The following is a 23,116-nucleotide window of genomic DNA, read 5'->3' on the forward strand; positions in this document are numbered from 1 at the left end:
TGACGCGGGGTGGAGCAGCATGGTAGCTCGTCGGGCTCATAACCCGAAGGTCGTAGGTTCAAATCCTGCCCCCGCTACCAATTTATTAGAACCCCATTATTGGGGTTTTTTATTATGTTTAATAGGGTACTGTGCTACTCTAAGTCATCTAACAGACTTGGGCGTGTACGCCCTTTTTTTGTTTGTAAAATACTATGATGCAAGACGAACTGGTAGAATTACTATCACCAACTGTTAATAATATGGGATATGAACTTTGGGGCTGTGAATACCTCTTCCAGGGCAAACATTCATTGTTACGAATTTACATAGATAAATCGGATGGAATTGGGATAGAAGATTGTCAGGCAGTCAGTGGACAAATAAGCGCTCTGCTCGATGTAGAAGACCCCATTCCAGGAAATTATAGTCTGGAAATATCATCACCAGGCATCCCCAGACCCTTGTTTTATGGCTGGCAATATCAGCGTTATATAGGCCAGATAGTACAAGTAAAAACATTTAAGCCTGTAAACGGGAAACGCAAGATATCAGGAACTATTATATCGGCAACCGACAATACAGTGGTACTCGATATTAATAATGAACATCATGAACTACTTTTTTCAAATATTGTAAAAGCATATTTGACAGTCTAGAGAGGCGTACAATGAGCAAAGAATTGTTATTAGTTGCTGAAGCGTTATCAAACGAAAGAGGCGTTAGTAAAGAAGTTATTATACTTGCCATTCAGGCCGCATTGGAGTCAGCTACTCGGAAAATCTTCGGATTAGATATTGGTGTACGCATCAAGATGGATCCAAGAACCGGTGAATACGAAACATTCCGTTATTGGGATGTTGTGAGTGATGATGAATTAGAGTTTCCAGAACATCAATTGACGCTGGAACAAGCTCGTGAAAGAAATCCTGAGGCTGTTGTAGGTACGCGTATCGAAGAGCCTATGCCCTCTATTGAATTTGGCCGTATTGAAGCCCAGACTGCTCGACAGGTTATCATGCAAAAAGTCAGAGAAGCTGAGCGTGAGCTGGTTATTGATCAATTCCGTAATAAGCTAGGTCAGTTGGTGTATGGAACCGTAAAAAAAGTAACACGTGATAATATTATTATAGATCTGGGTGGAAAAGCTGAAGCTTTTTTACCTCGCAGCGAAATGTTGCCACATGAAATGTTTCGCCCCAATGACAGAGTTCGTGCTTATTTATATGAAATTACCCCACAAGCACGTGGGCCACAGTTATTTGTGAGTCGTACTCGTAACGAAATGCTAGTTGAATTATTCAGGATAGAAGTTCCTGAGATTGGCGAAAACATTATTGATGTTAGAGCTGCTGCTCGTGATCCTGGAAATAGAGCGAAGATTGCCGTTAAAACTAATGATGGTCGTATTGATCCAATTGGTGCATGTGTTGGAATGCGCGGTGCGCGAGTACAGGCTGTTTCCAGTGAGTTGGGTGGCGAACGAGTTGATATTATTTTATGGGATGATAATCCTGCTCAGCTTGTGATCAATGCCATGGCACCAGCTGATATATCATCCATAGTGGTTGATGAAGACAGTCATACTATGGATTTGGCTGTAGAAAAAGAGCAGTTGTCACAGGCAATTGGTCGAAATGGACAGAATGTTCGATTAGCCAGCCAATTAACTGGTTGGACCTTGAATGTAATGACCATGGATGAATTTGAAAATAAAAATCAGGAAGAATCAGGAAAAATTGTAAAATTGTTTACTACAGCATTGGAAATTGATGAGGAAATTGCTGCATTATTAGTGGCTCATGGTTTTTCATCATTAGAAGAAGTTGCTTATGTTCCTAAGGATGAGTTATTAGCTATTGAAGAGTTTGATGATGAAATTGTAGAGGAACTGCGCAATAGAGCAAATGATACACTTCTAACCATGGCGCTTACGTCAGGTAAAGGCTTATCTGGTTCTCCCGATGATACTCTTTTAAACATGGATGGTATGACTGAAGAATTAGCAATCAAATTAGCAAGTAAAGGCATTACTTCTATGGAAGAGCTTGCTGAACAATCTGTAGATGAACTATTAGATATAGAAGGCGTAACGGAAGAGAAAGCTGGCGAATTAATTATGAAAGCCAGAGAACCTTGGTTTCAATAGAAACTTTTTTTGAAAATTTATACACCAATGTGGTGAAAGTAGTATTAGAATATTTGCAGTTATATTAGAACTGCTGAAAGGGGATTAAAATATGGCGGATGTGACGGTTAAACAATTAGCTCAAGTCGTTGGTATCCCGGTTGAACGCTTATTGAACCAGTTACAGGAAGCAGGGTTATCTTTTAACGATGATCAACAAACTGTGAATGAAGATCAAAAGCGAATCTTACTCAATCATTTAAAGGGTAGTTCTACGCGAGATACCAGTGCTGCACCTGAAAGAATAACCTTACGACGTAAAAGTTTAACGCAAGTTACTGTTGGCCATGATGCTCACAGTGGGAAAACGGTTAATATTGAGGTTCGCAAGAAGAAAACTTTTGTGAAGCGCAGTTCTATTATCGAGCAACCGGAAGTTGAAGAGACTATTGATGCAGCAGATGAAAGTAATATAGACGAGCTGCAACAAATTGCTATTCAGGATAATCCAGAAGTTACAGACAATGAAAATGCTGCTGAATCTCTAGAGAATAAAACGATTGAAACAGCATCAGATGCAGATGCACTGCCAAATGAAAATACAGAAGAACCCGTTGCTATTGTTGAGCCTGTGGAACCGGTTGCAGCTGAGGCAGAACCCAGTGATTCAGAGGTTGCTCCAGTTGCGACCAAAAAGGAAGAAGCTAAAGTAGATAAGTCGGTTAAAAAGAAGCATGCTGAACCAGCAAGTACAGAGTCAGAGTCTGCTGAATTTAAAAAAGCAAAGAAAAAACCTAAATATCAGACTTTTGATCGCGAAGATGACGAACAAGATGCTCATAGACGTGGTGGACGGAATAAATTTAAAAAACGTAAGGGCTCTGAGAAGTCAGAAAAATACAGAGAAGCTGAAGAGTCATTAACGCATGGATTTGCATTACCTACTGCTCCTATTGTCAGAGAAGTCTTGATCCCTGAAACCATTACCGTTGCTGAACTTGCAAAACGGATGTCTGTTAAAGTAGCTGAAGTAATTAAAGTAATGATGACTTTAGGTGCTATGGCGACTATTAACCAGGTTATAGATCAGGAAACGGCGGTTATCGTTGTTGAAGAAATGGGGCATAAAGCTTCAATTATTAAAGAAGATGCTATTGAAGTTGGTTTGGGTGAGGCAATATCCAAAGGTATTAATACCGAATCACGGGCTCCTGTTGTAACTATCATGGGGCACGTTGACCACGGTAAAACATCTCTACTCGATTACATTCGCCGTACTAAAGTTGCGGCTGGAGAAGCTGGCGGTATTACTCAGCACATTGGTGCGTACCACGTAAGCACGCCCAAAGGTGACATTACCTTTTTAGATACTCCAGGACATGCGGCATTTACTGCAATGAGGGCTCGAGGCGCTCAGGCTACTGATATCGTAATTCTTATCGTGGCGGCGGATGATGGCGCGAAGCCTCAGACTGTTGAAGCTATTCAGCATGCGAAGGCAGCAAAAGTACCTATTATCGTGGCTATTAACAAAATGGATAAGCCAGATGCAGATCCTGAAAAGGTTATGAATGAATTGTCCGTTTACGAAGTTATCCCTGAGGCATGGGGTGGCGATACTATGTTTGTTAATATTTCAGCCAAATCCGGTTTAGGCATAGATGATTTACTTGATGCGATACTGTTGCAATCCGAAGTCCTTGAACTTACCGCACTAACAGATGGTGCTGCTAAAGGAGTCGTCATTGAATCACGCCTTGACAAAGGTCGTGGCCCTGTAGCAACCGTCCTTGTACAAAGCGGAACACTGCGTAAAGGTGACATCCTGTTAGCCGGTTTCCAGTATGGACGTGTTCGTGCATTAGTCGGCGATAATGGTGATATGGTTGAAAGCGCTGGTCCATCTATTCCTGTTGAGGTTTTAGGATTATCAGCGATCCCGCATGCAGGGGATGAAGCTGTAGTTGTTCCTGATGAGAAAAAGGCAAGAGAAGTTGCCCTGTTTCGCCAAGGTAAATTCCGTGATGTTAAGTTAGCACGACGCCAAAAATCTTCGATAGAAGGTATTATGGAAAATATGACAGCTACTGAGTCGAAAGTATTAAATATTGTATTAAAAGCTGATGTTCAAGGTTCTCTTGAAGCAATTTCAGATGCTTTAATCAAACTATCTAATGATGAGGTTAAAGTTGAAGTGATTTCTAACGGTGTTGGTGGAATCACTGAGTCAGATGTTCATTTAGCAATCGCATCTAATGGTATCTTAATTGGATTTAACGTCCGAGCTGATGCTGGAGCGAAAAAACTCGCAGAGCAAGAGTCAATATCATTACATTATTATAGTGTGATTTACGATATCGTAGATCAAATTAAAGGTGCTTTAACCGGTATGTTGGCACCTAAGTTTAAAGAAGAAATTATTGGTATTGCAGAAGTTCGAGATGTCTTTAAATCACCTAAAATTGGTGCAATTGCAGGTTGTATGGTTACAGAGGGCTCAATCAAACGTAATAACCCTATCCGTGTATTGCGTTCTAACGTTGTTATTTACGAAGGAACACTTGAATCTTTAAGACGCTTTAAAGACGATGTTTTAGAAGTGCGTCAAGGTTTTGAGTGCGGTATCGGAGTGAAAAATTATAATGATGTTAAGCCTGGTGATCTAATTGAAGTGTATGAAACAGTTGAAATTAAGCGTGATCTATAAATATGAGTAATAATTTTAAACGAACAGACCGGATTGCTGAGATGATCCAGCGCAAGCTGGCTCAGATAATTCCTACTGAAGTCAGAGATCCACGCTTGACCGGTTTTGTAACCATTTCAGCTGTTAAAGTAGCCGCTGATTTAGGACATGCTAAAGTATATTTCACTATATTTGATGTAGATAAAGAATTGGCTACCAGTATTTTAAATGCTGCAGCAAGTTATCTACGAAGTGCATTGGCTCGCAGCATTACTTTAAGAACGGTTCCACAGTTACATTTTATCTATGATGAATCAATAGAATATGGTGAGCGTCTTAGCCGTTTAATTGATGAAGCCAATGTTCCTTATTCTGATGACGATGAAAATAGCTGAAGAACAAACGCCAATAAATGGAATTTTATTATTAAATAAGCCCGAAGGGATTACATCTAATAGTGCGCTGCAGAAGGTTAAACGTATCTTTGGTGCAAAAAAGGCTGGGCATACGGGAAGCCTTGATCCACTTGCAACAGGCATGTTGCCTGTCTGTTTCGGTGAAGCCACCAAAATTTGCCAGTATTTACTCGATGCAGATAAATGTTATGAAACAACCGGTTTGCTTGGTATCAAAACAAATACGTCTGATTCAATGGGCGAAATTACGATTCAAGTTGATGAGTTTGAGGTATCAAAGCGACAGTTAGAAGATACTTTGTTGCAGTATAAGGGAGCTATTAAACAAGTTCCTTCCATGTTTTCTGCATTAAAACATAATGGCACCCCTTTATACCGGCTGGCAAGAGCAGGGATTGAAGTTGAACGTACAGCACGTGATATTATTATCAACCAATTACAGCTGAATGAATTTGATGGAACCCGGTTTTCACTGACTGTTCATTGCAGTAAAGGAACGTATATTCGTAATCTGGTTGAAGACATAGGTGATAGTTTACAAGTGGGTGCTCATGTAACTCGTTTGCATCGACTTTACACCTCAGGATTTCAAAACATGGTGATGCGCTCCCTAGACGATTTGCAAGCCATGACTTTGACAGAAAGGCTCAATTGTCTGATTCCGATGGATAAGGCTGTTGATTATTTAAATTCCGTAACTTTAACTGAGGATGAAGTTCTTCAAATTCGTCAAGGTAAAGTTCTGGTTAATAAGATGGATGTTGATGTGGCAGATTGTGTTCGTCTCTATGATGAACGTGCACAATTTATTGGATTGGGTGAACAGCAAATCAACGGTGATTTAAAAGCGAAGCGATTACTTTCATTCCCATCATGACTTGAATGATTAAATTATTCAGTTGATTGGTGAATAAATATGAAATTTTTTGCACAAATTAATTTCTAACACTTGTTTCGTTTGACATGCCTTGATAGAATGTCCGCCTTTAAATGAATACTTAGTAGTTCCAGGAGTGTATAATGTCGCTAAATAGCGCGGAAAAAGCAGAAATTGTTAATCAATATAAACGTGCCGATAAAGATACAGGTTCACCTGAGGTTCAAGTTTCTTTAATTACTGGCAGAATCAAATATTTGACTGACCATTTTAAAGGAAATAAAAAAGATTTTCATTCCAGACGCGGGCTGCAGGAATTAGTTAATAAGCGCCGTAAGCTTTTAAAATATTTGAAACGAAATGATCTGTCTCGTTACCAAACATTAATTCAAAGTCTGGGATTGAGAGATTCTTATTGATTGATGAGGTTATTGTCTCGTTTGAGACACGTCAAATTGATACAATCATTTAAAAAAAGGCGCAGTTTTCTGCGCCTTTTTTTTCGTTAATTTTACTTAATGGGGAACATTACGTGGCTAAATTGATAAAAGAAATAGCATTTGGCGAACACACCTTAATTTTGGAAACGGGTGAGGTTGCACGACAAGCTGATGGTGCTGTTTTAGCAAGTATGAATGGTACGCAAGTTTTGGTAACTGTTGTTGGAAAAAAAGACGGTGGTGAAAATAACAACTTTTTCCCTCTTACTGTCAACTACCAGGAGAAATTTTATGCTGTGGGTAAAATACCTGGTGGCTTCCAAAAGCGAGAAGGCAGACCAAGTGATAATGAAACATTGATTTCAAGATTGATTGACAGACCGATTAGACCGCTATTCCCTGATAATTTCAGAAATGAAGTACAAATTATTGCAACAGTACTCTCTCTAAATCCTGAAGTGTCATCTGACATTCTTGCCATGATTGGTGCTTCTGCAGCGTTGGCCATCTCTGGTGTGCCATTTAATGGACCAATTGGTGCTGCTCGCGTAGGTTATAAGGATGGCATCTATTTATTGAATCCAAGCAGAAAAGATCTTGAACAATCTCAATTGGATTTAGTTGTAGCAGGAACCAAAGATGCGATTTTGATGGTTGAATCAGAAGCCAAAGAATTAAGCGAAGACATCATGCGTGGCGCCATTATGTTTGGCCATGAAATGATGAAAAACGTTATTAAAGCAATTGAGGAATTAGCTACAGAAGGAGGAAAGGCTCGATGGGATTGGAAACCTGCTGAAATCGACGTTGCCTTACAAGAGCGAGTCGCAGAAGTCGCCAAGAATGAAGTTGAGGCTGCTTATCTTTTAAGAGACAAGCAACAACGTTATCAGCGGCTAGGTGAACTAAAAGAGCAAACCATCGCAGCATTATTGGCCAGTAATGAAGAATTATCTGCTGATGCTATTGCAGATATGTTTGGTGAGTTGGAACGTACAACAGTACGTAACCGTATCCTTGATGGTGAACCTCGTATTGATGGTCGCGATCATAAAACGGTTCGACCTATTGCGATACGTACTAAATTTCTTGATAGAACTCATGGTTCTTGTTTATTTACTCGTGGAGAAACCCAAGCGATTGTGGTTGCAACGCTGGGAAATGATCGCGACGCACAAATACTTGATGGAATAAATGGTGAAAGTAGAGACAGATTTATGCTTCATTATAATTTCCCTCCTTACTCTGTCGGAGAAACAGGTCAAGTGGGTAGTCCTAAGCGACGTGAAATTGGTCATGGTCGTTTGGCGAAGCGTGCTCTCATGGCAGTGTTACCTGAAGCCGCAGAGTTCCCATATGTTCTGCGTATCGTATCTGAAATCACTGAATCTAATGGTTCAAGCTCTATGGCTACTGTTTGTGGTACCAGTCTGGCGCTGATGGATGCTGGTGTGCCTTTAAAAGCACCTGTTGCAGGTGTTGCAATGGGCTTGATTAAAGAAGGCGATCGTTTTGCTGTATTGACTGATATTTTAGGTGATGAAGATCATTTAGGTGATATGGACTTTAAAGTAGCAGGAACCGAAAATGGTATCACTGCGTTACAGATGGACATCAAAATTACAGGTATCACCAGTGAGATTATGGAGCAAGCGTTGGAACAAGCACTTGCAGGACGTACTCATATTCTGGGGGTTATGAACAATGCACTGTCTGAGCATAGAGTAGAATTGTCCCAGCATGCACCACGAATTACTACGATGAAAGTTGCTGAAGATAAAATCAGAACTATTATTGGTAAAGGTGGTGCTACGATTAAAGGATTGATTGAAAGTACAGGTGTTTCCATTGATATCGATGACACTGGCGTGGTTCAGCTCTTTTCTCCTGATATGGATGCTTTGGAAGAAGCGCAACGTCAAATTAAAGCACTAATTGCCGAAGTTGAAGTGGGCCAAACTTACCAAGGTAAGGTAAGTAAAATCGTTGATTTCGGTGCGTTCATTAATTTACTGCCAGGAAAAGATGGTTTGTTGCATATTTCTCAAATTTGTAATGACAGAGCACAAAAAGTTGAAGATGTTCTTAAAGAAGGCCAGGATATCGAAGTTTTTGTTGCTGGTGTGGATAAACAAGGTCGTGTGAAATTAGAATGGAAAGACAGACCACAAGCTGAAGTGAAAGCTGAAACCGCAGCTCCTGTTGTTGCTGAGCCGCAAGAAGTCGTTGCCGATGTAAACGACGGTTCAGAAGAAGAGTAATCATTGTTTATCGTCCTGCAATCAACTTGTGGGACGAGATAATTTAAATGTATTGAGCAATGAAACTAAAGCCCATTAGGATGAATTTTTTAATGGGCTTTCTTCTTTAAGAGATGAAGAATAAATGGACAATGCAACATTGATGGAATAGTTAACGAACCAGATTCAAAAATTCCATTCGGCTGTTTGAGTTTGAGCGCATTTCTCCCAGCATTACAGACGTAGTCATTATCGAGTTTTGCTTTTCAACACCACGCATCATCATACATAAATGTTTCGATTCAATAATGACCGCTACCCCGCGTGCACCTGTGATGGATTCGATGCAGTGAGCAATTTCACCGGTTAATCGCTCTTGTATTTGTAATCTTCGTGCGAAAAAATCAACAATTCGAGCAATTTTTGATAGACCAATTACTTTCCCATTAGGCAAATATCCTACATGACATTTACCAATAAACGGTAACAAATGATGTTCACATAAAGAGTAGAGCTCTATTTCCTTGACGATAACCATTTCACTCATATCTGAATCAAATAAGGCATCATTAATGATGTCGTCGATACTTTCAGTATAGCCTTTGGTTAAATAACGCATCGCATTGGCGGCACGAGTTGGAGTGTCTACCAACCCTTCACGTGTTATGTCTTCGCCAAGTTCCTTTAATAGTTTTGAGTATAGTTGTTCCATAGCTAGTATTCCTAACCTGGCGGCCAAGTCATTTGACGTCCGCCCAGTAAATGTAAATGAATGTGGTAAACCTCCTGCCCGCCACCAGAATTAATGTTAAAAACTAATCGGTAACCAATTTCACTGATGCCTTCACTTTCAGCCAATTTTCTGGCTCTTAAGATCATGGCCCCTAGAAGTTGAGCATCATCATCAACCACGTCATTGATAGTCGCAATATGACGCTTGGGTATAATCAATAAATGTGCCGGTGCTTGTGGTCTTATGTCCCTAAAAGCCATTATATTATTGTCTTCAAAAACAACAGTGGCGGGTAGCTCTCCCTGTGCAATTTTACAAAACAAGCAAGTCATAAGTAGTCTGATTAGATAGGTTCAAATGGTTATTATACAGTTCCTTCATGAGATTGCGACAGCTTGTCTTTGCCTTTTGGCAGGATTTTTCGCATAATAACGCTTTTTATTAGTATAAGGGTGCATAAATGAGTTTAATGGAGATCAAAAGTGGCAGAGATGTGCCAAATGAAATTAATGTAATAATTGAAATTCCTATGCACGGTGAGCCAGTAAAATATGAAGTCGATAAAGAAACTGGTGCTTTATTTGTCGACAGATTTATGGCTACAGCTATGTTCTATCCTACTAATTATGGTTATATTCCAAATACTCTTTCCGAAGACGGTGATCCGGTTGATGTTTTAGTGGTCACTCCGGTACCTTTAATCAGCGGTGCGGTTATTCCTTGCCGGGTAGTTGGTATGCTGAAAATGACTGATGAATCAGGTGTCGATGCTAAATTACTGGCGGTCCCAACTACAAAACTCAGCAAAATGTATCAATCTATTGAGACCTATAAAGATTTACCTCAGCATTTATTATTATCACTAGAGCATTTTTTCAATCATTATAAAGACTTGGAAGAAGGTAAATGGGTGAAAATAGATGGCTGGGTAGGCCCGGAGGCTGCTCGTGAGGAAATTATGTCAAGCATCGAACGATTTAATCAACCCTCAAAATAATTACTAAAGAAGCAGTTTGTCGATTGATTTGTTGTTCCTTGGTCGAAAGCAAGGGACAATCTTATTGTTATACGCATAACGCAACAATCCAGGGCGTATTTTCTGTGTAAAATTGCACTGGATTTTAGTGTCAGGCATCGTAATGACGAATTATGTTCACCATTTTATTCTTCTGGGCTGTGGTCTTTCGTACACCTTAATTTTTCATAGTGCCAGGCAAAGGACTTTTATGTTTAATTTAATTCATCTCGAGAATTATTTTAGTACGGCCCTAGCTTAAGGAAAACAAGTGCAATTTCATATTACTTCCTTATTAATTATGTTGCTTTCATTGATTCTTTTATCAGCATTTTTTTCTGCGGCTGAAATAGGCATTATGTCAATTAACCGATATAAATTGAGATATTTGGTTAAGAAGAACAATGTACAGGCTATCAGGGTCAATCGAATGCTCGCCAGACCAGATCGTTTATTGAGTGTCGTATTAATTGGTAATACTTTGGCTAACATCGTGGCATCGACTATTGCTACTTTAATTGGCCAACGTTATTACGATGATTTAGGGGTTGCTATTGCTACAATACTTTTAACCCTGATTATTTTGGTTCTTTCTGAAATGACACCGAAAACATTAGCGGCAATATACCCGCAACAAGTAGCCTTCGCCTCGTCATTTCCTTTATCTGTTTTACAATGGGTCTTTGCCCCTTTAGTCAAGATTATCAGTTTTTTTTCAAATGGAATTTTGCGCCTTTTTGGTATTTCAATTAACCGTATCCAAAAAGAGGCTTTAACTGGTGAAGAATTACGTTCCGTAGTGCATGAAGCAGGAGGGCTATTGCCAGTGGAACATAAAAGCATGTTGATCAGTTTATTGGATCTGGAGCAGGCGACAGTTGAAGACATTATGGTGCCGAAAGCAGAGATTGTTGGCATCGATTTGGAGCAACCCTGGTTGCAATTACTTGAGCAACTAGAAACCGCTCAACACACACGCTTACCCATTTATCGTGGATCTATAGACAATTTGGTCGGGATGATACACGCGAGAAATGTATTAAACCTTGCTTTGGAAAATAAACTGAACATTAACAGTTTATTAAATACAGCCGATGCTCCTTATTTTATTCCAGAAGCGACTCCCCTTAATATCCAAATTTTAAATTTTAGAAAAATGAAAAGAAGGAGCTGTTTTGTTGTTGATGAATATGGAGATATTTTAGGTTTGGTTACCATGGAAGATATTCTTGAAGAAATTGTCGGTGAATTTACCACCGATATTGCGGATTTAAGTCGCGATATACTGCCTCAGGAGGATGGCTCTGTTATTGTGGATGCAAGCCTGACGCTAAGGCACTTAAATCGGATGATGGGTTGGAATTTGCCTTCTATCGGACCAAGAACATTAAGTGGCCTAATTATTGAGTTTCTTGGTTATATACCCCCGGCAGAATCTTGTTTGACGATTGAAAATTATCGTATTGAAATATTGAGAGTCAGTGATAATACGATTAAAGGAGTGAAAATGATCAAAGTAGCTAAGAAACGAAATAATTAATTATTTTCAGAATACACTGAGAAATGTGATAGCCTGAGGAGTTTATCTTATCTCTTATTGTGGATTTTTAGGAGGCATTCTGAAAGAATGGAAGCCGATTTTATTAAGGAAGAGTATCATGAGAAAATTAATTGTTTTGTTATTATCCATTGTTGTCGGCCAAGTCAATGCATTCCCACTTTGCCCTGGCATTCACACTTGGCATAATGTGACATCTACTGATGGGCAGTGGAGTTTAACGCTGCAACCAATAAATCAGCAAGGAGTTTTTACTGATTCATCATGTAACACGTTGAGAACCGCAACCCTGTCTTCGGATGCTGCGTTTATTTATGGTTTTGGTTTTCCAGCTGATGCTGATTTTGATATTGCGTACACGCTTACTGCAGTGAAGAAAGAGACTTCTTTTGAATCCAAGGCATGTGTTTTCGTGATTACAGCTAGAGGGCCAGCACAGCCCGATATTGCGGCTTTAAGTTATCATGGTGCGGTTTGCGAATGGACCCGAATACCAGGTGTTGGAGAAGATTTCATCGTTGGTTAACTATTTGATGCAGATTTTTGTCTTGGGTGTCTATGATACATTATTGAGCCGAAGTTGGGGAATTTGGAATCATCAAAATATCTCCAACCAATGTAACATTCGAATCTATGATGACGGTAGGAATGCCTGGCGCGAAGAGATTATTTCCATCACAGGATAAGTTGCTCTATTGTGAATAACTATCTGCGTCAGGAACAATGTGTTTTAATAAAATGAATGATTTCATTGGAAAATCCTTTACTGTCCCATAAATTATTATGATCATAATGTTCTAGCGTACTCATTTTCTTCGGTTTGTTTGCTTCTTCGAAAAGAGCTAAACCCTCAGTGTAAGGCACTATTCGATCTTTTGTGCCATGCAGTATAAGTAGTGGTGAATTAATATTTTTAATCCGAGTCAGTGAATTGAATTGATCCCAAGGCTTTAGAATGAGCCAAGGATAATGATACTGTGCCACACTGGTTAGAGAGGTAAATGGCGATTGTAGGATAAGTGCACAGAACTGGTGTTCGCTTGCTAATTTTGTAGCAACTCCTGTTCCAATGGATTCACCCAATACAGCAATTGCAGAGGGTTTTATTCCTTGTTGTACTAAATAATTCAGCGCTGTTTCACTGTCTTCATAAAATCCCTTTTCTGTTGGGCTGCCTTTATTACCACCATAGCCACGATATTCCAGCAGAAACACACCAAGTCCTGATTTTATGAATTCTCGAGCTAAGGGCATACGATAACCAATGTGGCCTGCATTACCATGTAAATACAGTACCGTTGGTTTGTTGGCCTGAGCAGGCATATACCAGGAATTTAATGTGATGTTATCTTTGGTTTGTAAGGTGACTACTTTCATATCTTGCGCCCGAAATTTTTTTAAATCAGGAACATGGCGATCAGGGAAATAAATCAAATGACGTTGAAACACATACATCAGTAACAATACGCCAGCAAAAAGAACACCGGCAATCAATAGTATTTGTTTCAACATAAATTACCCCACTTATTTTAATTAATAGTCATGCTTTATTGAGGAGCATCTGCATAAATCTGGGATATCAATTTAAGTTTAGGCGTAATATTGTGTAAAGTCAGGCTTTTATTTTTATGACAATGTAACAATGATTCGATCTAATGTGCGTAGTTAATTAAGACAGCGAAAGGTTGGGGTTGTCATAATCACAATCGTCCTTGCTTTCATCCTCTTTTGTGTAGATGCACTGATCCTTTTTGACCTTTATGGAGAGTATTTCATCCCCTGAGGTTAGAAAATGATAATGATTGATATTGGCAGGATTAATCTCAAAATTAACGGTACTAAAATCAAACATCTTTACTGCCTTTATTAAATGAGATACTTCATGTTCTGTGCCTGAAAGAATAAGTTCTTTGCCTTCCCATTCTGCTTTTTCTCCACCAATAAACATCAAGCTGCTGATTTGAATTTTAAGTGTAGGGGCTAAGTCGAAAGCCTCTCTGAATTCTGCTAAAAAATTGTTGAATACCTCGTAGGTTTCTTGTTCTGGGTTTTCTTGTTCCAAGGAAAATCCGGACCAATGAAATAAACCTCGTGCCTGGATCAGTTCATCATCTTCGTCAAAAAATGATGCATAAATTATAAAGGCGATACAGGTGCTTATTCCATGAGTGACTAAATCAGTATCGTTGCTGAATGTAAAATTAGAATCATCCATCTCAATTTCAATAATTTGGGGCATAGTAAAATTGCAGCTCATAGTGAAATGATGGAAAGTATACCACAAATGCATTTTTTTTAATCAACATCACTTTCTTTCAGTGTGACTACTCGGGGAGTGAACATATAGCCACCATTACGAATGGTTTTGATCAAGGCTGGTTTTTTTGCATCGATCTCAATTTTTTGGCGTAAGCGGCTTATTTGTACATCAATTCTTCTATCAAATGGAGTGAGATCGGTGTTTTTGGTTATTTGCAGTAGAAATTCTCGATCGAGAACTCGTTGTGGTTGTAGAACAAAGGTAAGCAGCAAATCGTATTCACCGGCACTTAGTGCCAATTCCAAATTATTCTCGCCGAAAACCTGTCGGGATGCCGGGTAAATACGCCAATTTGTAAACATGAGCACATCTTTTCCATGGGCAATTTTTTGCTGTGCGCGAATTACTCGGCGAGCAATGGCGCCAATTCGAGCATGAAGTTCTCGGGGATAAATCGGTTTGGTCATAAAATCATCTGCACCCGCTTCTAACATGGCAATGCTTGATTCTTCATCAGGAGTATCAAAGATAATAATCAGAGGGACAGGGAAATTATTATAAAATTGATTTATGGTTTCGGGTTCATTTTTTAATATGGACCAATGAATTAAAATTGCAGTGGGCATGCCCTTTTCGAGGTGAATGGGGTGGAGTAAATGTTGTTGTACAATTTCCAAGTTGAATTTTGCAAAATAATCCTTCAGATCATTACTTACTGGTGTTACGTCTATAATTAGCAAATAGTGAGGGTGTAACATCAATTTGCCCCTGAAGGTTGAAAATAGTGTGTTAATTTTGGCAAGATTATCTCCGTCTTGCAATTGATTTTGTCTATTTAATAAGGATAGTTCATTTTAATTCATGTATTTGCTACTTTGATAAAATAAGTTGCGTCAAAAAATAGCTTTTTCTTACCGAAGTTACAAATTTTAGATTTCGGTGCTATTGTTAAAGTTCGAGCTTCAGAATGGTGCTTGAGGAGAAATGGAATGACCCAAAATACACCCAGCTTATCACATTGGTTTCCTACGGATAATTATCGAGCCAAGGCACTGCTAAAATATGAATTGAAGCATTTGGAAAGTCGACTGCATACTTATCTGGATGTAAATAACGATAAGGATTCTTGCCAAAAAGAAATTGGCATTTTATGTTCTTCTCTTGCGCAAAAATATTTGGATTATTTAAAATTAATTGATGTGAATAATCATTTTGTTCTGGATGATGTTTGCCATAAAGTTCATTCCTATCATTGGATTGAGCAATACCATGTGATTGCTGAATTAAAGCAGCAACTGGCTAAAATAGCTGATTGGGAAGAGGAGTCCAGATTAATTATCGAGATTGCATCTCTTTATCATCAATGTACCTGCATGTCCTCAAATAGATTATCCAATTCGGAGTCTGCAGGGAGTAGTGCTTATGACTATGAATTAAAACAATTATTTAATCAGGCTAATCTTCATCCGTGGCTGTCTGATTTGGTCATTTATTGGAATCAGCGAAAAACTAAGGATGAAGAGTGTTCTCTTTTGTTTCGTAATTGGTGCCCGAGCGAATTAAAGCTGGCACTTGATTTTTTTTCCGATCCTGCAGTGGTTAATCTGGTGAACGCAGTCTTTTTTTATAAGTTGTATCCAGACAAATTATTTAATGAATTGATTCATCCAGAGAAATTAGTATCAGTTCGTATGCGACTTGGGTTGTTGCATGAATTTATTGAATTATTGCAACAACAACTTTACCAGGTTGCACATCAACAAGAGATAAAATCTGGCATTGATTTTTTATTTCATGGTGATGATTTGCCACAAGGAATAATGATAGAGGTGAATGAAGAATACCGAGAAATTATTCAATTGGCAGTGAAGCACTTAAAAGTGAAGTTTACTCCAGAGAACGAGGAGCAAGTTACCATTGAACGCTTACATGATTTAGGACGTGCCTATAAATATTGGTTTAATCCTAATCGCTTGATCGACGCGGTGATGGTTTTGCAACAACGATTAGTAAAGGAAGCCTCTTTTGCAGAAGAAATTTATTCCATGTTTCATGAAGAAATGCTTATTTTATATCGTCAGTTGACTACTACCGAATGCCTTGATTTGTATGGCTATTTTACCAATAAAGACAGCAAGTATCTTCTCTATACATTGTTTAGCATTGCTCAGGGGAAAACTTTGGATTGGCTTCCCTTGCTAAATAAATCGGAACAAGATGCTGTTGAACGAGTGTTTCATGCATTGCAATGTGTTATGGAGGCATTGCGCGGCGAGTTGAAAAAACGACATGTAACTACTGAGCCTTATGTATATGATTTAGGAAAGCAATACTTAAACGCCAGGAGTCGCAATCGCGAGGCTGTATTCCGAATCATTGCAATTTATGGATGTGGCACTGTGGGTATTAGCGATTCTGTGGAAAAATTATTTGAGTTTATTGAGGATAAAAATTAAGAGAAGCACTTAATCTAGGCTTTAGCTAGTTCCTAACATACGAATTACCGTTGTATCTATGATCAATATATTTGCCTACTTCTGATAGTTTACGAAATTTGGCAATACAAGCAGCTTTTTTTGTGAGGTCCGAGTCCAAGCCATGGGGATGCGTAAAGTGGTCCAAGTCGAATTAATCGTATGTGTTGAATATCGCTATTCAGATAAAGTGCTATTTAATTACCGTTAAGGTATCGGGAAAGCAAGTTTATTGCCATAAAACTGTTTTAGTTCTTTGGCTAAGTCTGCTGCGGGTGTGGTTTTGGCGAAATCACTATCCAAATTATCTATCCATTTGCCTGTTTTGAGATTCTGGATAACCGGAATATAAGATAAGTCATCGGGATATAGTGCTAGTATCCAGTCACCTCTGATTACGCCATATAGCTTATCCTTGTTTACTTCTTGCTGGGCGTCGGGTTTTAGTTCCAACTCTCCAGTACAGGGATTCACATTGTATAGTTTTTGTCCGAGCTCAATGATTTTTTCCTTAGAAAAATCCTGGTTGGGGTACATTCCGCTTTCAATAAAAAATGTACGTTGTGGTAATCTGTGTTTGGGATTGAGCACTGTTTGTAGTAACGAGATGCCATCCATGCTTTGGTGATTACGGATATCCAGGAACGATAAAATAGTGGGGGCCAGATCGATTAAAGCCACCCTAGTTGCAATTTTATCGGCCCCTGTAATTAAACGTCCCTTTTTATAAATCATGAAGCCTAATACACTATGATATTGTTTGGGGCTCAGAATATCCGAACCATGGCCAGCACTTTTATCTAAGTCGGTTGCTGTTTTATTTTTAAAATATTCTGCCAGATGGCTGTTTAAAGAACTCTGATAATTTTGATAATTGGTTAATCTTGAATTGGGATAATAAAGAGCTTCTCCGTGATCACTTAAGATGATTACCAGGCTGTTATCAAAATAATGGTTTTTTTGTAAATAGCTATAAAACGATTGAAATTGTCGATCAACTCGTTTAATCGCAGCTTGGTACAGAGAATTTCGTTTGTTAAGACTAAATTCATTATTGACCTCTTCGGGAGATGATTTTGCCCAGGCATATGGCCAATGAGGTAAGGCGAAATGAACAGCCAGAAATATCGGTTTATTCCGGTGCTGGAGCTCTAGTTCATTCTCCAGTTTTGTACTAAAAGTATTCGGGTAATAAGAAAAAAAGCTGGCTCTGTTCGAGTAGTTATATGGGAATAACCAAGAACTGATGCTTGAGTTAATTAATAAATTGCCTAATGGAAAGTCATTAAATGAGCCCAAAATAATATCATTAACGCCTGTTGGTGGGCCTATAATTTTTTTAAAGCCAAAATCGGTGTCCAGATTATTAAATCGACGATCATCCGTTGCATATATTGTGTTATAACCGAGTTTATTTAATTCCCAAAGAATACTGGCTTTATTGTTTACCGATGTTTTCGCGACTAAATTCTCATCTGCATGGTGGTGTTTGGAGTATAAGCCGGTGAGAATCGTGCACCATGCGGGATAGGTTCTTGCCAGGGGGCTAATGGCATTGGTAAATCCGACACTGTCTTTTAATAGATGATAAAGAAAGGGCATGTTGTTTTTCTTTACAGTTTCAGGACTCAATGAGTCAATGCCCAGGATAATAACATTCGGCGATAAGGTGCTTTCTGGATTTGGCGCAGCCTTAAAATAAGATATACCAATATAAATACTAACCGAAATGAGAAGGCTAAAGAAAAGTAAATTAATTCGGTAGCATAAACAATTCAGGAGCAATAAAATCAGACAACATAATGACAAGTAGTAAATAATCATTATATAAAACTCTGAAATTGGTGGTGAGAATAATTTGCTGAATACACTCAATGGAAAAAAATAGGCATTTGCACTAAGAATAAAGCATGCAAAAACAGCCCAAATGATGAGTTGCCATTGCTCTACAGAAAAATAATACCTTTCTCGTTTTAAAATTCCGATCAATAACCCTGTTTGAATCAATGACAAAATTAAATAAAGTGACATATGGGTGAATATCGTTCCAATCAATTCAATATAAATTTTTATCGGTAGTTGTATTGAGCTGACAAGGCTTTCTGCTTGTGAATAAACCATCAGGATTTGCAAACCCAGGAAGCACAGATTAAACAGTGCGAAATGGGTAAAGTAGGGAAGTGCTGTCCGTCTCATGACGCACGGGTTGCTGGAGAGTTGAGGTGCCAGTTGTATACATAACTGTCTATAGTATTAATGTGTTTTAATTGACTTAATAAGGGTTCGTGGGCGAATTGTACCAAATGATTAATTACATCTTGTTTCGTACCCCCATAATCTTCTTCATACCAATCATATAATTTAGAAATAACCAACCGGCCTTCAATTACCTGAACACCTCTAAGCGAATTAACGTAGGTTATTGCTGCTTCATTGAGTTGTTCTTCAAGTCGTGTGCCCAGATATGCTTTTTTGCTTAAGTTGGGAGCGCCTATTGTGGCATTATTCAGTGCATAATGGGTGCGTTGATCATTCCAAATCGGTCGGATAATGCGATTATTGATATCATCCAGAGTTAAGGCAGTATTTTTAACGGTAATTAGATTCGCTCCCCAGGGTCCCACACTAAATAAACCTGGTGATATATTAATTTCCTGAATATTTGAAATTGGATAATAATTCGCAACGGTTTGTACCGTCAGTGCATTATAAAGGTTAATCCAATAAGCTAACTGTTCACGTCGAGGGTAATTATTAATGTCAATTTGCGACATTGTTTTTATATATTCTTTTAATAAATTTATGTCCTGCGGACTGAGATTTTTATAATCAATCAGGTTAATTTGTTCTTCATTGGTAATGATGTGCTTATCCAGGAAATTTTGCCAAGCTTGGTGTGATATTATTTCCTTTGATAGAGGATTATTTACTTCCCATTGAGGCCATAGGCTTTTATGAAACGACGCGTGAGCATTTTGTCCAAGAAGAAGAAACAATAGGAAAAAAAGGCTATATAAGTGTAGTTTGTTAGGAATGATTTTAAACATTAATTGTTGCTCTGTTTCGAAGGGCGCTGCCTATAGTATTGCCATCTAAAAATTCTAACTCTCCTCCAGAAGGGAGCCCATGTGCTAATTGGCTGATATTTATTGGTTGATCGTGCAACAGCTGGTGAATAAAATGTACTGTTGTCTGTCCTTCAACACTAGGGCTTAAAGCAATAATGACTTCTTTAATTCCATCTTCAATGATCATATTTTTTAGTTTGGGTAGGCCTATGTCATCAGGTCCTAATCCATCCAGAGGTGATATTTTACCCATTAAAACAAAATAGGTACCTTGAAAGGCATTACTTTGTTCTATGGCAGAAACATCTGCGGGACTTTCTACAACGCAGAGTAAGGTTTGATCTCTACTGGGATTTTGACATAGAGCACAGAGATTTTGTTCAGTATAATTGTTACACCGTTGACAATGGCTGATATGAGTCATTGCTCGTTCTAAACAGCCAGCGAGGTGTAATCCTCGCTGTCTTTGATTTTGCAACAGGTGAAATACCATACGCTGTGCTGATTTGGGACCTACTCCTGGCAGGCAGCGGAGTGCTTCTACCAAGCGAGTTAGAGTATCCATATTTAGGCTTATTCCTCTTTACCGCCTTTATCACCGCCCATTAAATCAGTTGGTATATTAAGACCTGCAGTTAATTGACTGATTTTTTCTTTAGACGCTTTTTCAATTTTGCGAACAGCATCATTTACTGCTGCAGCAACTAAATCTTCTAGCATTTCAATATCTTCATCCATCAGCGTTGGCTTGATCTTTACTTCTGTTACATCATGGCGACCATTCATTTTAATAACAACCATGCCACCACCTGATTCACCACTCACTACTAATTGACTTAGTTGTTGTTGCGCTTCTTGCATACGTTGTTGCATTTTTTGCGCTTCTTTCATCAGATTACCAAGATTTTGATTAATATCCATGCATGCCTCGTTTATTTAGGGTTAGTTACACTATTATAAGTCATCTTTTAGTGGGACAATAGAATTTTTGACCAATTCAGCTGAAAAATCTTGTTGGAGCTGCTGAAATACTGGGTCATTGTGCAAAGCCACTTCTGCATTTTGCTGTTTTTGCTGGGTTGCTCGTTCTTTTTGCTGTGCTGGTGTTGCTTGTACAGCATCTGTTGTCGTATTCAGGATTATTTTAATTGGACTTTGGTAATATTCTGCTAACGCTGTTTCTATTCGGTTCATCGTAGTCGGCGTGAATAATGATTCATGTCCTCTGGCAACTCTTAGGGTAACATCACGGCCCTCTTTATTTATAAATTCAGAGTTTTCAATTGCATTGAGTGCAAAACCCATCAATTGGAGCTGAGGAATAATGTCTGCCCAATTTTGGGCTTCAATAGGAACAACTTGTTGCTGAGATTTTGATGGAGTACTTTTCACTTCTTCAGGAATCGCTATCTCGGAAGTGTGCATCACAGGATTTGGTATATTTGCAACAATTGGTAATTTTTCTTCTTTCGGAGGTTCCACGGGCTTTGTGTGTTGTGTTGACACCGGGACTTCTGTTTGTTGAGGCATGGAGCTGATTTGTTGCACGGCTAAAGGAGGACGAGCAGCATTTGGTGCTGGTCTAAAGGTTAACATCCTTAATAGGGACATGTTAAAGCCGATAGCTAATGTGGGGGCCAGATGTATTTCTTCACGACCTTTGAGAGCTATTTGGTAAAATAACTGGATGTCTTCTGCTGAGAATTGTTGTGCAAGTATTTTGATCTCGTCAACGGGCTTAATCAAAGGGTTGTTATCACCTATACTTTGATACACCGCAATCTGGTGAAGATAGTTAAGTAATTCATCTATAACGTATTGGAAGTGACTGCCTTCTACTCCAATCTGTTGACTCAAATCGAGCATTGTAGCGCCATTGCGTTCCGCCAGGCTGTATAATAGTTTTAACGCATAATCCTGCTGTGTATATCCCAGAATCATTTTTACATCACTGGCTAGCAATTGCTTATCACAGCTTGTTATCGCTTGATCAAGAAGGCTTAAGGCATCACGCATGCTGCCATGAGCTGCTTGGGCAAGTATATCCAATGCCTGAATTTCATAATGTAATTGTTCATCTTTCAGAATGAGTTGCAAATGTGTGCTAATCAGCTCTGCTGGCAAATGTTTCAGATTAAACTGTAAACAACGGGATAAGACTGTAACCGGTAATTTTTGCGGGTCGGTAGTTGCCAGAATAAATTTTACATGGGACGGTGGTTCTTCCAAGGTCTTTAGAAGAGCATTAAAACTATGTTGGGATAGCATGTGCACTTCATCGATCAGATAAATTTTAAAGCGGCCATTGGCTGGCGCATACTGAACATTGTCAAGCACATCTCGGGTATCTTCAACCCGTGTTTTGGATGCCCCATCAATTTCGATCAAGTCAATAAAGCGCCCTTGTTCAATTGCGGTACAGGCATCACACTGAAGACATGGCTCAGAGCTGATTCCAATTTCACAGTTTAGTGCTTTTGCTAATATACGGGCAATGCTGGTTTTACCCACACCGCGGGTACCAGTAAAGAGATAGGCATGATGTAAGCGCTGTTGATTTAGTGCGTTTATCAATGCTTTATTGATATGTTCCTGGCCAACCAGTTGGGAAAATGTGCGTGGTCGCCATTTACGGGCAAGTGCCAGATAGCTCATACAGGTTTTCACAAATTGGGTGGCGGCTCTAAGAGCCACACCTCGGCGCCCGAATCAATCGTTACCGCTGCTCCCTTCCGGGCCTGACGGGGTTCACAATCTATCGTCGCGAGGGGACCAATAGAGCCACCATAGTTGAGTTATGAAGAGTAACAAAAAAAGAATAAGATGGCCAGAGCTGGATTAACTTTTTATTGCAAAGAATCGCAATACAGAGAAACAAAATGAAACGTACATAATGATTAACGAGGAGATGAAGGGCGTTTGTATCGAGATTTCTAATTAGTCATTATTAGTTATTGTTGGAAGATTATAGGGTTCACATGCATCCGGCTAGTGTATGTTGACTTGGAAATTTGATGAATAGGGTGGAAAAGGGACTCGATAGCATATGGATCGTAACACTTGATAATCAGCGGTATTTGAAAGAGCTTATGTATGTATTCGAAATAGCTAGTTCACACTAGCTGCTAAATGCAGATATTTTTTTGTAATTTTGAATAAGTTATACCTTATATATGCATAAAAGATTAAAGAAAGATTTTTTAAAATAAATGCAAAAAGTGTTTGACACTGATGCGGAAATC

At 38.9% G+C, this 23,116-nt stretch carries 21 protein-coding genes, 1 tRNA gene and 1 other RNA gene; 12 read left to right on the top strand and 11 right to left on the bottom strand.

From position 1 onward, the window contains the following. Positions 1-3 precede the first annotated feature (3 nt). From Q0495_RS14145 to pnp, 8 genes are all read left to right on the top strand, one after another. Positions 4-80, top strand: a tRNA-Met gene (locus Q0495_RS14145). Between the two features lie 114 nt (positions 81-194). Continuing rightward, on the top strand, positions 195-638 hold the full coding sequence (rimP, locus tag Q0495_RS14150) for a ribosome maturation factor RimP (protein WP_298627449.1): 444 nt from the start codon (positions 195-197) through the stop codon (positions 636-638). Between the two features lie 11 nt (positions 639-649). Continuing rightward, positions 650-2,128, top strand: coding sequence for a transcription termination factor NusA (gene nusA / locus Q0495_RS14155; protein ID WP_298627451.1), 1,479 nt, complete (start codon positions 650-652; stop codon positions 2,126-2,128). Between the two features lie 91 nt (positions 2,129-2,219). Next, positions 2,220-4,814: a translation initiation factor IF-2 gene (infB, locus tag Q0495_RS14160; protein WP_298627453.1), complete on the top strand. Its 2,595-nt coding sequence runs from the start codon at positions 2,220-2,222 to the stop codon at positions 4,812-4,814. Between the two features lie 2 nt (positions 4,815-4,816). Then, the gene (gene rbfA / locus Q0495_RS14165) at positions 4,817-5,188 is read left to right on the top strand and encodes a 30S ribosome-binding factor RbfA (RefSeq protein ID WP_298627455.1); all 372 of its coding nucleotides are present in this window, start codon (positions 4,817-4,819) and stop codon (positions 5,186-5,188) included. Continuing rightward, positions 5,175-6,086, top strand: coding sequence for a tRNA pseudouridine(55) synthase TruB (gene truB, locus Q0495_RS14170; RefSeq protein ID WP_298627484.1), 912 nt, complete (start codon positions 5,175-5,177; stop codon positions 6,084-6,086). Before rbfA ends, truB begins: the two co-directional genes overlap by 14 nt. Positions 6,087-6,229: 143 nt before the next feature. After that, entirely contained in the window at positions 6,230-6,505 is a 276-nt protein-coding gene (gene rpsO, locus Q0495_RS14175) for a 30S ribosomal protein S15 (RefSeq protein ID WP_298627457.1), read from the top strand. A 113-nt stretch (positions 6,506-6,618) separates the two neighbouring features. Further along, complete coding sequence (pnp, locus tag Q0495_RS14180; RefSeq protein ID WP_298627459.1) at positions 6,619-8,787, top strand: polyribonucleotide nucleotidyltransferase; 2,169 nt, start codon at positions 6,619-6,621, stop codon at positions 8,785-8,787. Between the two features lie 151 nt (positions 8,788-8,938). On the opposite strand, the gene folE is transcribed toward pnp, so the two are convergent. Together folE and Q0495_RS14190 are read right to left on the bottom strand one after the other, a co-directional pair. Beyond that, on the bottom strand, positions 8,939-9,478 hold the full coding sequence (gene folE, locus Q0495_RS14185) for a GTP cyclohydrolase I FolE (protein WP_298627461.1): 540 nt from the start codon (positions 9,476-9,478) through the stop codon (positions 8,939-8,941). Between the two features lie 11 nt (positions 9,479-9,489). After that, positions 9,490-9,831, bottom strand: a complete 342-nt coding sequence (locus Q0495_RS14190; RefSeq protein WP_298627463.1) for a histidine triad nucleotide-binding protein — start codon at positions 9,829-9,831, stop codon at positions 9,490-9,492. Between the two features lie 128 nt (positions 9,832-9,959). Between Q0495_RS14190 and ppa the strand changes: the two genes are divergently transcribed. From ppa to Q0495_RS14205, 3 genes are all read left to right on the top strand, one after another. After that, positions 9,960-10,496: an inorganic diphosphatase gene (gene ppa / locus Q0495_RS14195; protein WP_298627464.1), complete on the top strand. Its 537-nt coding sequence runs from the start codon at positions 9,960-9,962 to the stop codon at positions 10,494-10,496. 289 nt (positions 10,497-10,785) lie between these two features. Continuing rightward, the gene (locus Q0495_RS14200) at positions 10,786-12,054 is read left to right on the top strand and encodes an HlyC/CorC family transporter (RefSeq protein WP_298627466.1); all 1,269 of its coding nucleotides are present in this window, start codon (positions 10,786-10,788) and stop codon (positions 12,052-12,054) included. 118 nt (positions 12,055-12,172) lie between these two features. Next, positions 12,173-12,598, top strand: a complete 426-nt coding sequence (locus tag Q0495_RS14205) for a hypothetical protein (protein WP_298627468.1) — start codon at positions 12,173-12,175, stop codon at positions 12,596-12,598. A 188-nt stretch (positions 12,599-12,786) separates the two neighbouring features. On the opposite strand, the gene Q0495_RS14210 is transcribed toward Q0495_RS14205, so the two are convergent. The 3 genes from Q0495_RS14210 to Q0495_RS14220 form a co-directional block, all read right to left on the bottom strand. Further along, positions 12,787-13,584: an alpha/beta fold hydrolase gene (locus Q0495_RS14210; protein WP_298627470.1), complete on the bottom strand. Its 798-nt coding sequence runs from the start codon at positions 13,582-13,584 to the stop codon at positions 12,787-12,789. Between the two features lie 157 nt (positions 13,585-13,741). Next, positions 13,742-14,311 (bottom strand): hypothetical protein, encoded by a 570-nt coding sequence (locus Q0495_RS14215; protein ID WP_298627472.1) that lies wholly within the window; start codon positions 14,309-14,311, stop codon positions 13,742-13,744. A 56-nt stretch (positions 14,312-14,367) separates the two neighbouring features. Then, a complete protein-coding gene (locus Q0495_RS14220; RefSeq protein WP_298627473.1) occupies positions 14,368-15,090 on the bottom strand; it encodes a winged helix-turn-helix domain-containing protein in 723 nt (240 codons plus the stop codon). 231 nt (positions 15,091-15,321) lie between these two features. On the opposite strand from Q0495_RS14220, the gene Q0495_RS14225 reads away from it, so the two are divergent. After that, entirely contained in the window at positions 15,322-16,788 is a 1,467-nt protein-coding gene (locus Q0495_RS14225) for a hypothetical protein (protein ID WP_298627474.1), read from the top strand. A 225-nt stretch (positions 16,789-17,013) separates the two neighbouring features. On the opposite strand, the gene Q0495_RS14230 is transcribed toward Q0495_RS14225, so the two are convergent. The 6 genes from Q0495_RS14230 to ffs all read right to left on the bottom strand — a co-directional run bounded on the left by Q0495_RS14230 (position 17,014) and on the right by ffs (position 22,652). Continuing rightward, entirely contained in the window at positions 17,014-19,002 is a 1,989-nt protein-coding gene (locus Q0495_RS14230) for a sulfatase-like hydrolase/transferase (protein WP_298627476.1), read from the bottom strand. Continuing rightward, positions 18,999-19,853 carry a DUF547 domain-containing protein gene (locus tag Q0495_RS14235; RefSeq protein ID WP_298627477.1) on the bottom strand — a complete coding sequence of 285 codons (855 nt, stop codon included), beginning with the start codon at positions 19,851-19,853 and terminating at the stop codon, positions 18,999-19,001. The genes Q0495_RS14230 and Q0495_RS14235 overlap by 4 nt, the downstream gene beginning before the upstream one ends. Further along, positions 19,846-20,439 (bottom strand): recombination mediator RecR, encoded by a 594-nt coding sequence (gene recR, locus Q0495_RS14240; RefSeq protein ID WP_298627478.1) that lies wholly within the window; start codon positions 20,437-20,439, stop codon positions 19,846-19,848. The genes Q0495_RS14235 and recR overlap by 8 nt, the downstream gene beginning before the upstream one ends. 8 nt (positions 20,440-20,447) lie before the next feature. Then, on the bottom strand, positions 20,448-20,795 hold the full coding sequence (locus Q0495_RS14245; RefSeq protein ID WP_298627480.1) for a YbaB/EbfC family nucleoid-associated protein: 348 nt from the start codon (positions 20,793-20,795) through the stop codon (positions 20,448-20,450). A 33-nt stretch (positions 20,796-20,828) separates the two neighbouring features. Then, entirely contained in the window at positions 20,829-22,529 is a 1,701-nt protein-coding gene (dnaX, locus tag Q0495_RS14250; protein WP_298627482.1) for a DNA polymerase III subunit gamma/tau, read from the bottom strand. Positions 22,530-22,555: 26 nt separating this feature from the next. Continuing rightward, an RNA gene (gene ffs / locus Q0495_RS14255) (signal recognition particle sRNA small type) lies at positions 22,556-22,652 on the bottom strand. Positions 22,653-23,116: the final 464 nt, after the last annotated feature.

Source organism: uncultured Legionella sp., assembly GCF_937871865.1.
Lineage (GTDB): Bacteria > Pseudomonadota > Gammaproteobacteria > Legionellales > Legionellaceae > Legionella.

Excerpts from the sequence above, each read along its gene's own strand:
- rpsO (WP_298627457.1), top strand. The coding sequence starts at position 6,230 with ATGTCGCTAAATAGCGCGGAAAAAGCAGAAATTGTTAATCAATATAAA.
- rbfA (WP_298627455.1), top strand. The coding sequence starts at position 4,817 with ATGAGTAATAATTTTAAACGAACAGACCGGATTGCTGAGATGATCCAG.
- Q0495_RS14190 (WP_298627463.1), bottom strand. The coding sequence starts at position 9,831 with ATGACTTGCTTGTTTTGTAAAATTGCACAGGGAGAGCTACCCGCCACT.
- Q0495_RS14215 (WP_298627472.1), bottom strand. The coding sequence starts at position 14,311 with ATGCCCCAAATTATTGAAATTGAGATGGATGATTCTAATTTTACATTC.
- recR (WP_298627478.1), bottom strand. The coding sequence starts at position 20,439 with ATGGATACTCTAACTCGCTTGGTAGAAGCACTCCGCTGCCTGCCAGGA.
- nusA (WP_298627451.1), top strand. The coding sequence starts at position 650 with ATGAGCAAAGAATTGTTATTAGTTGCTGAAGCGTTATCAAACGAAAGA.
- truB (WP_298627484.1), top strand. The coding sequence starts at position 5,175 with ATGAAAATAGCTGAAGAACAAACGCCAATAAATGGAATTTTATTATTA.
- Q0495_RS14230 (WP_298627476.1), bottom strand. The coding sequence starts at position 19,002 with ATGAGACGGACAGCACTTCCCTACTTTACCCATTTCGCACTGTTTAAT.
- Q0495_RS14245 (WP_298627480.1), bottom strand. The coding sequence starts at position 20,795 with ATGGATATTAATCAAAATCTTGGTAATCTGATGAAAGAAGCGCAAAAA.
- folE (WP_298627461.1), bottom strand. The coding sequence starts at position 9,478 with ATGGAACAACTATACTCAAAACTATTAAAGGAACTTGGCGAAGACATA.
- Q0495_RS14235 (WP_298627477.1), bottom strand. The coding sequence starts at position 19,853 with ATGTTTAAAATCATTCCTAACAAACTACACTTATATAGCCTTTTTTTC.
- infB (WP_298627453.1), top strand. The coding sequence starts at position 2,220 with ATGGCGGATGTGACGGTTAAACAATTAGCTCAAGTCGTTGGTATCCCG.
- Q0495_RS14225 (WP_298627474.1), top strand. The coding sequence starts at position 15,322 with ATGACCCAAAATACACCCAGCTTATCACATTGGTTTCCTACGGATAAT.
- Q0495_RS14220 (WP_298627473.1), bottom strand. The coding sequence starts at position 15,090 with ATGTTACACCCTCACTATTTGCTAATTATAGACGTAACACCAGTAAGT.
- Q0495_RS14205 (WP_298627468.1), top strand. The coding sequence starts at position 12,173 with ATGAGAAAATTAATTGTTTTGTTATTATCCATTGTTGTCGGCCAAGTC.
- ppa (WP_298627464.1), top strand. The coding sequence starts at position 9,960 with ATGAGTTTAATGGAGATCAAAAGTGGCAGAGATGTGCCAAATGAAATT.
- dnaX (WP_298627482.1), bottom strand. The coding sequence starts at position 22,529 with ATGAGCTATCTGGCACTTGCCCGTAAATGGCGACCACGCACATTTTCC.
- Q0495_RS14210 (WP_298627470.1), bottom strand. The coding sequence starts at position 13,584 with ATGTTGAAACAAATACTATTGATTGCCGGTGTTCTTTTTGCTGGCGTA.
- rimP (WP_298627449.1), top strand. The coding sequence starts at position 195 with ATGATGCAAGACGAACTGGTAGAATTACTATCACCAACTGTTAATAAT.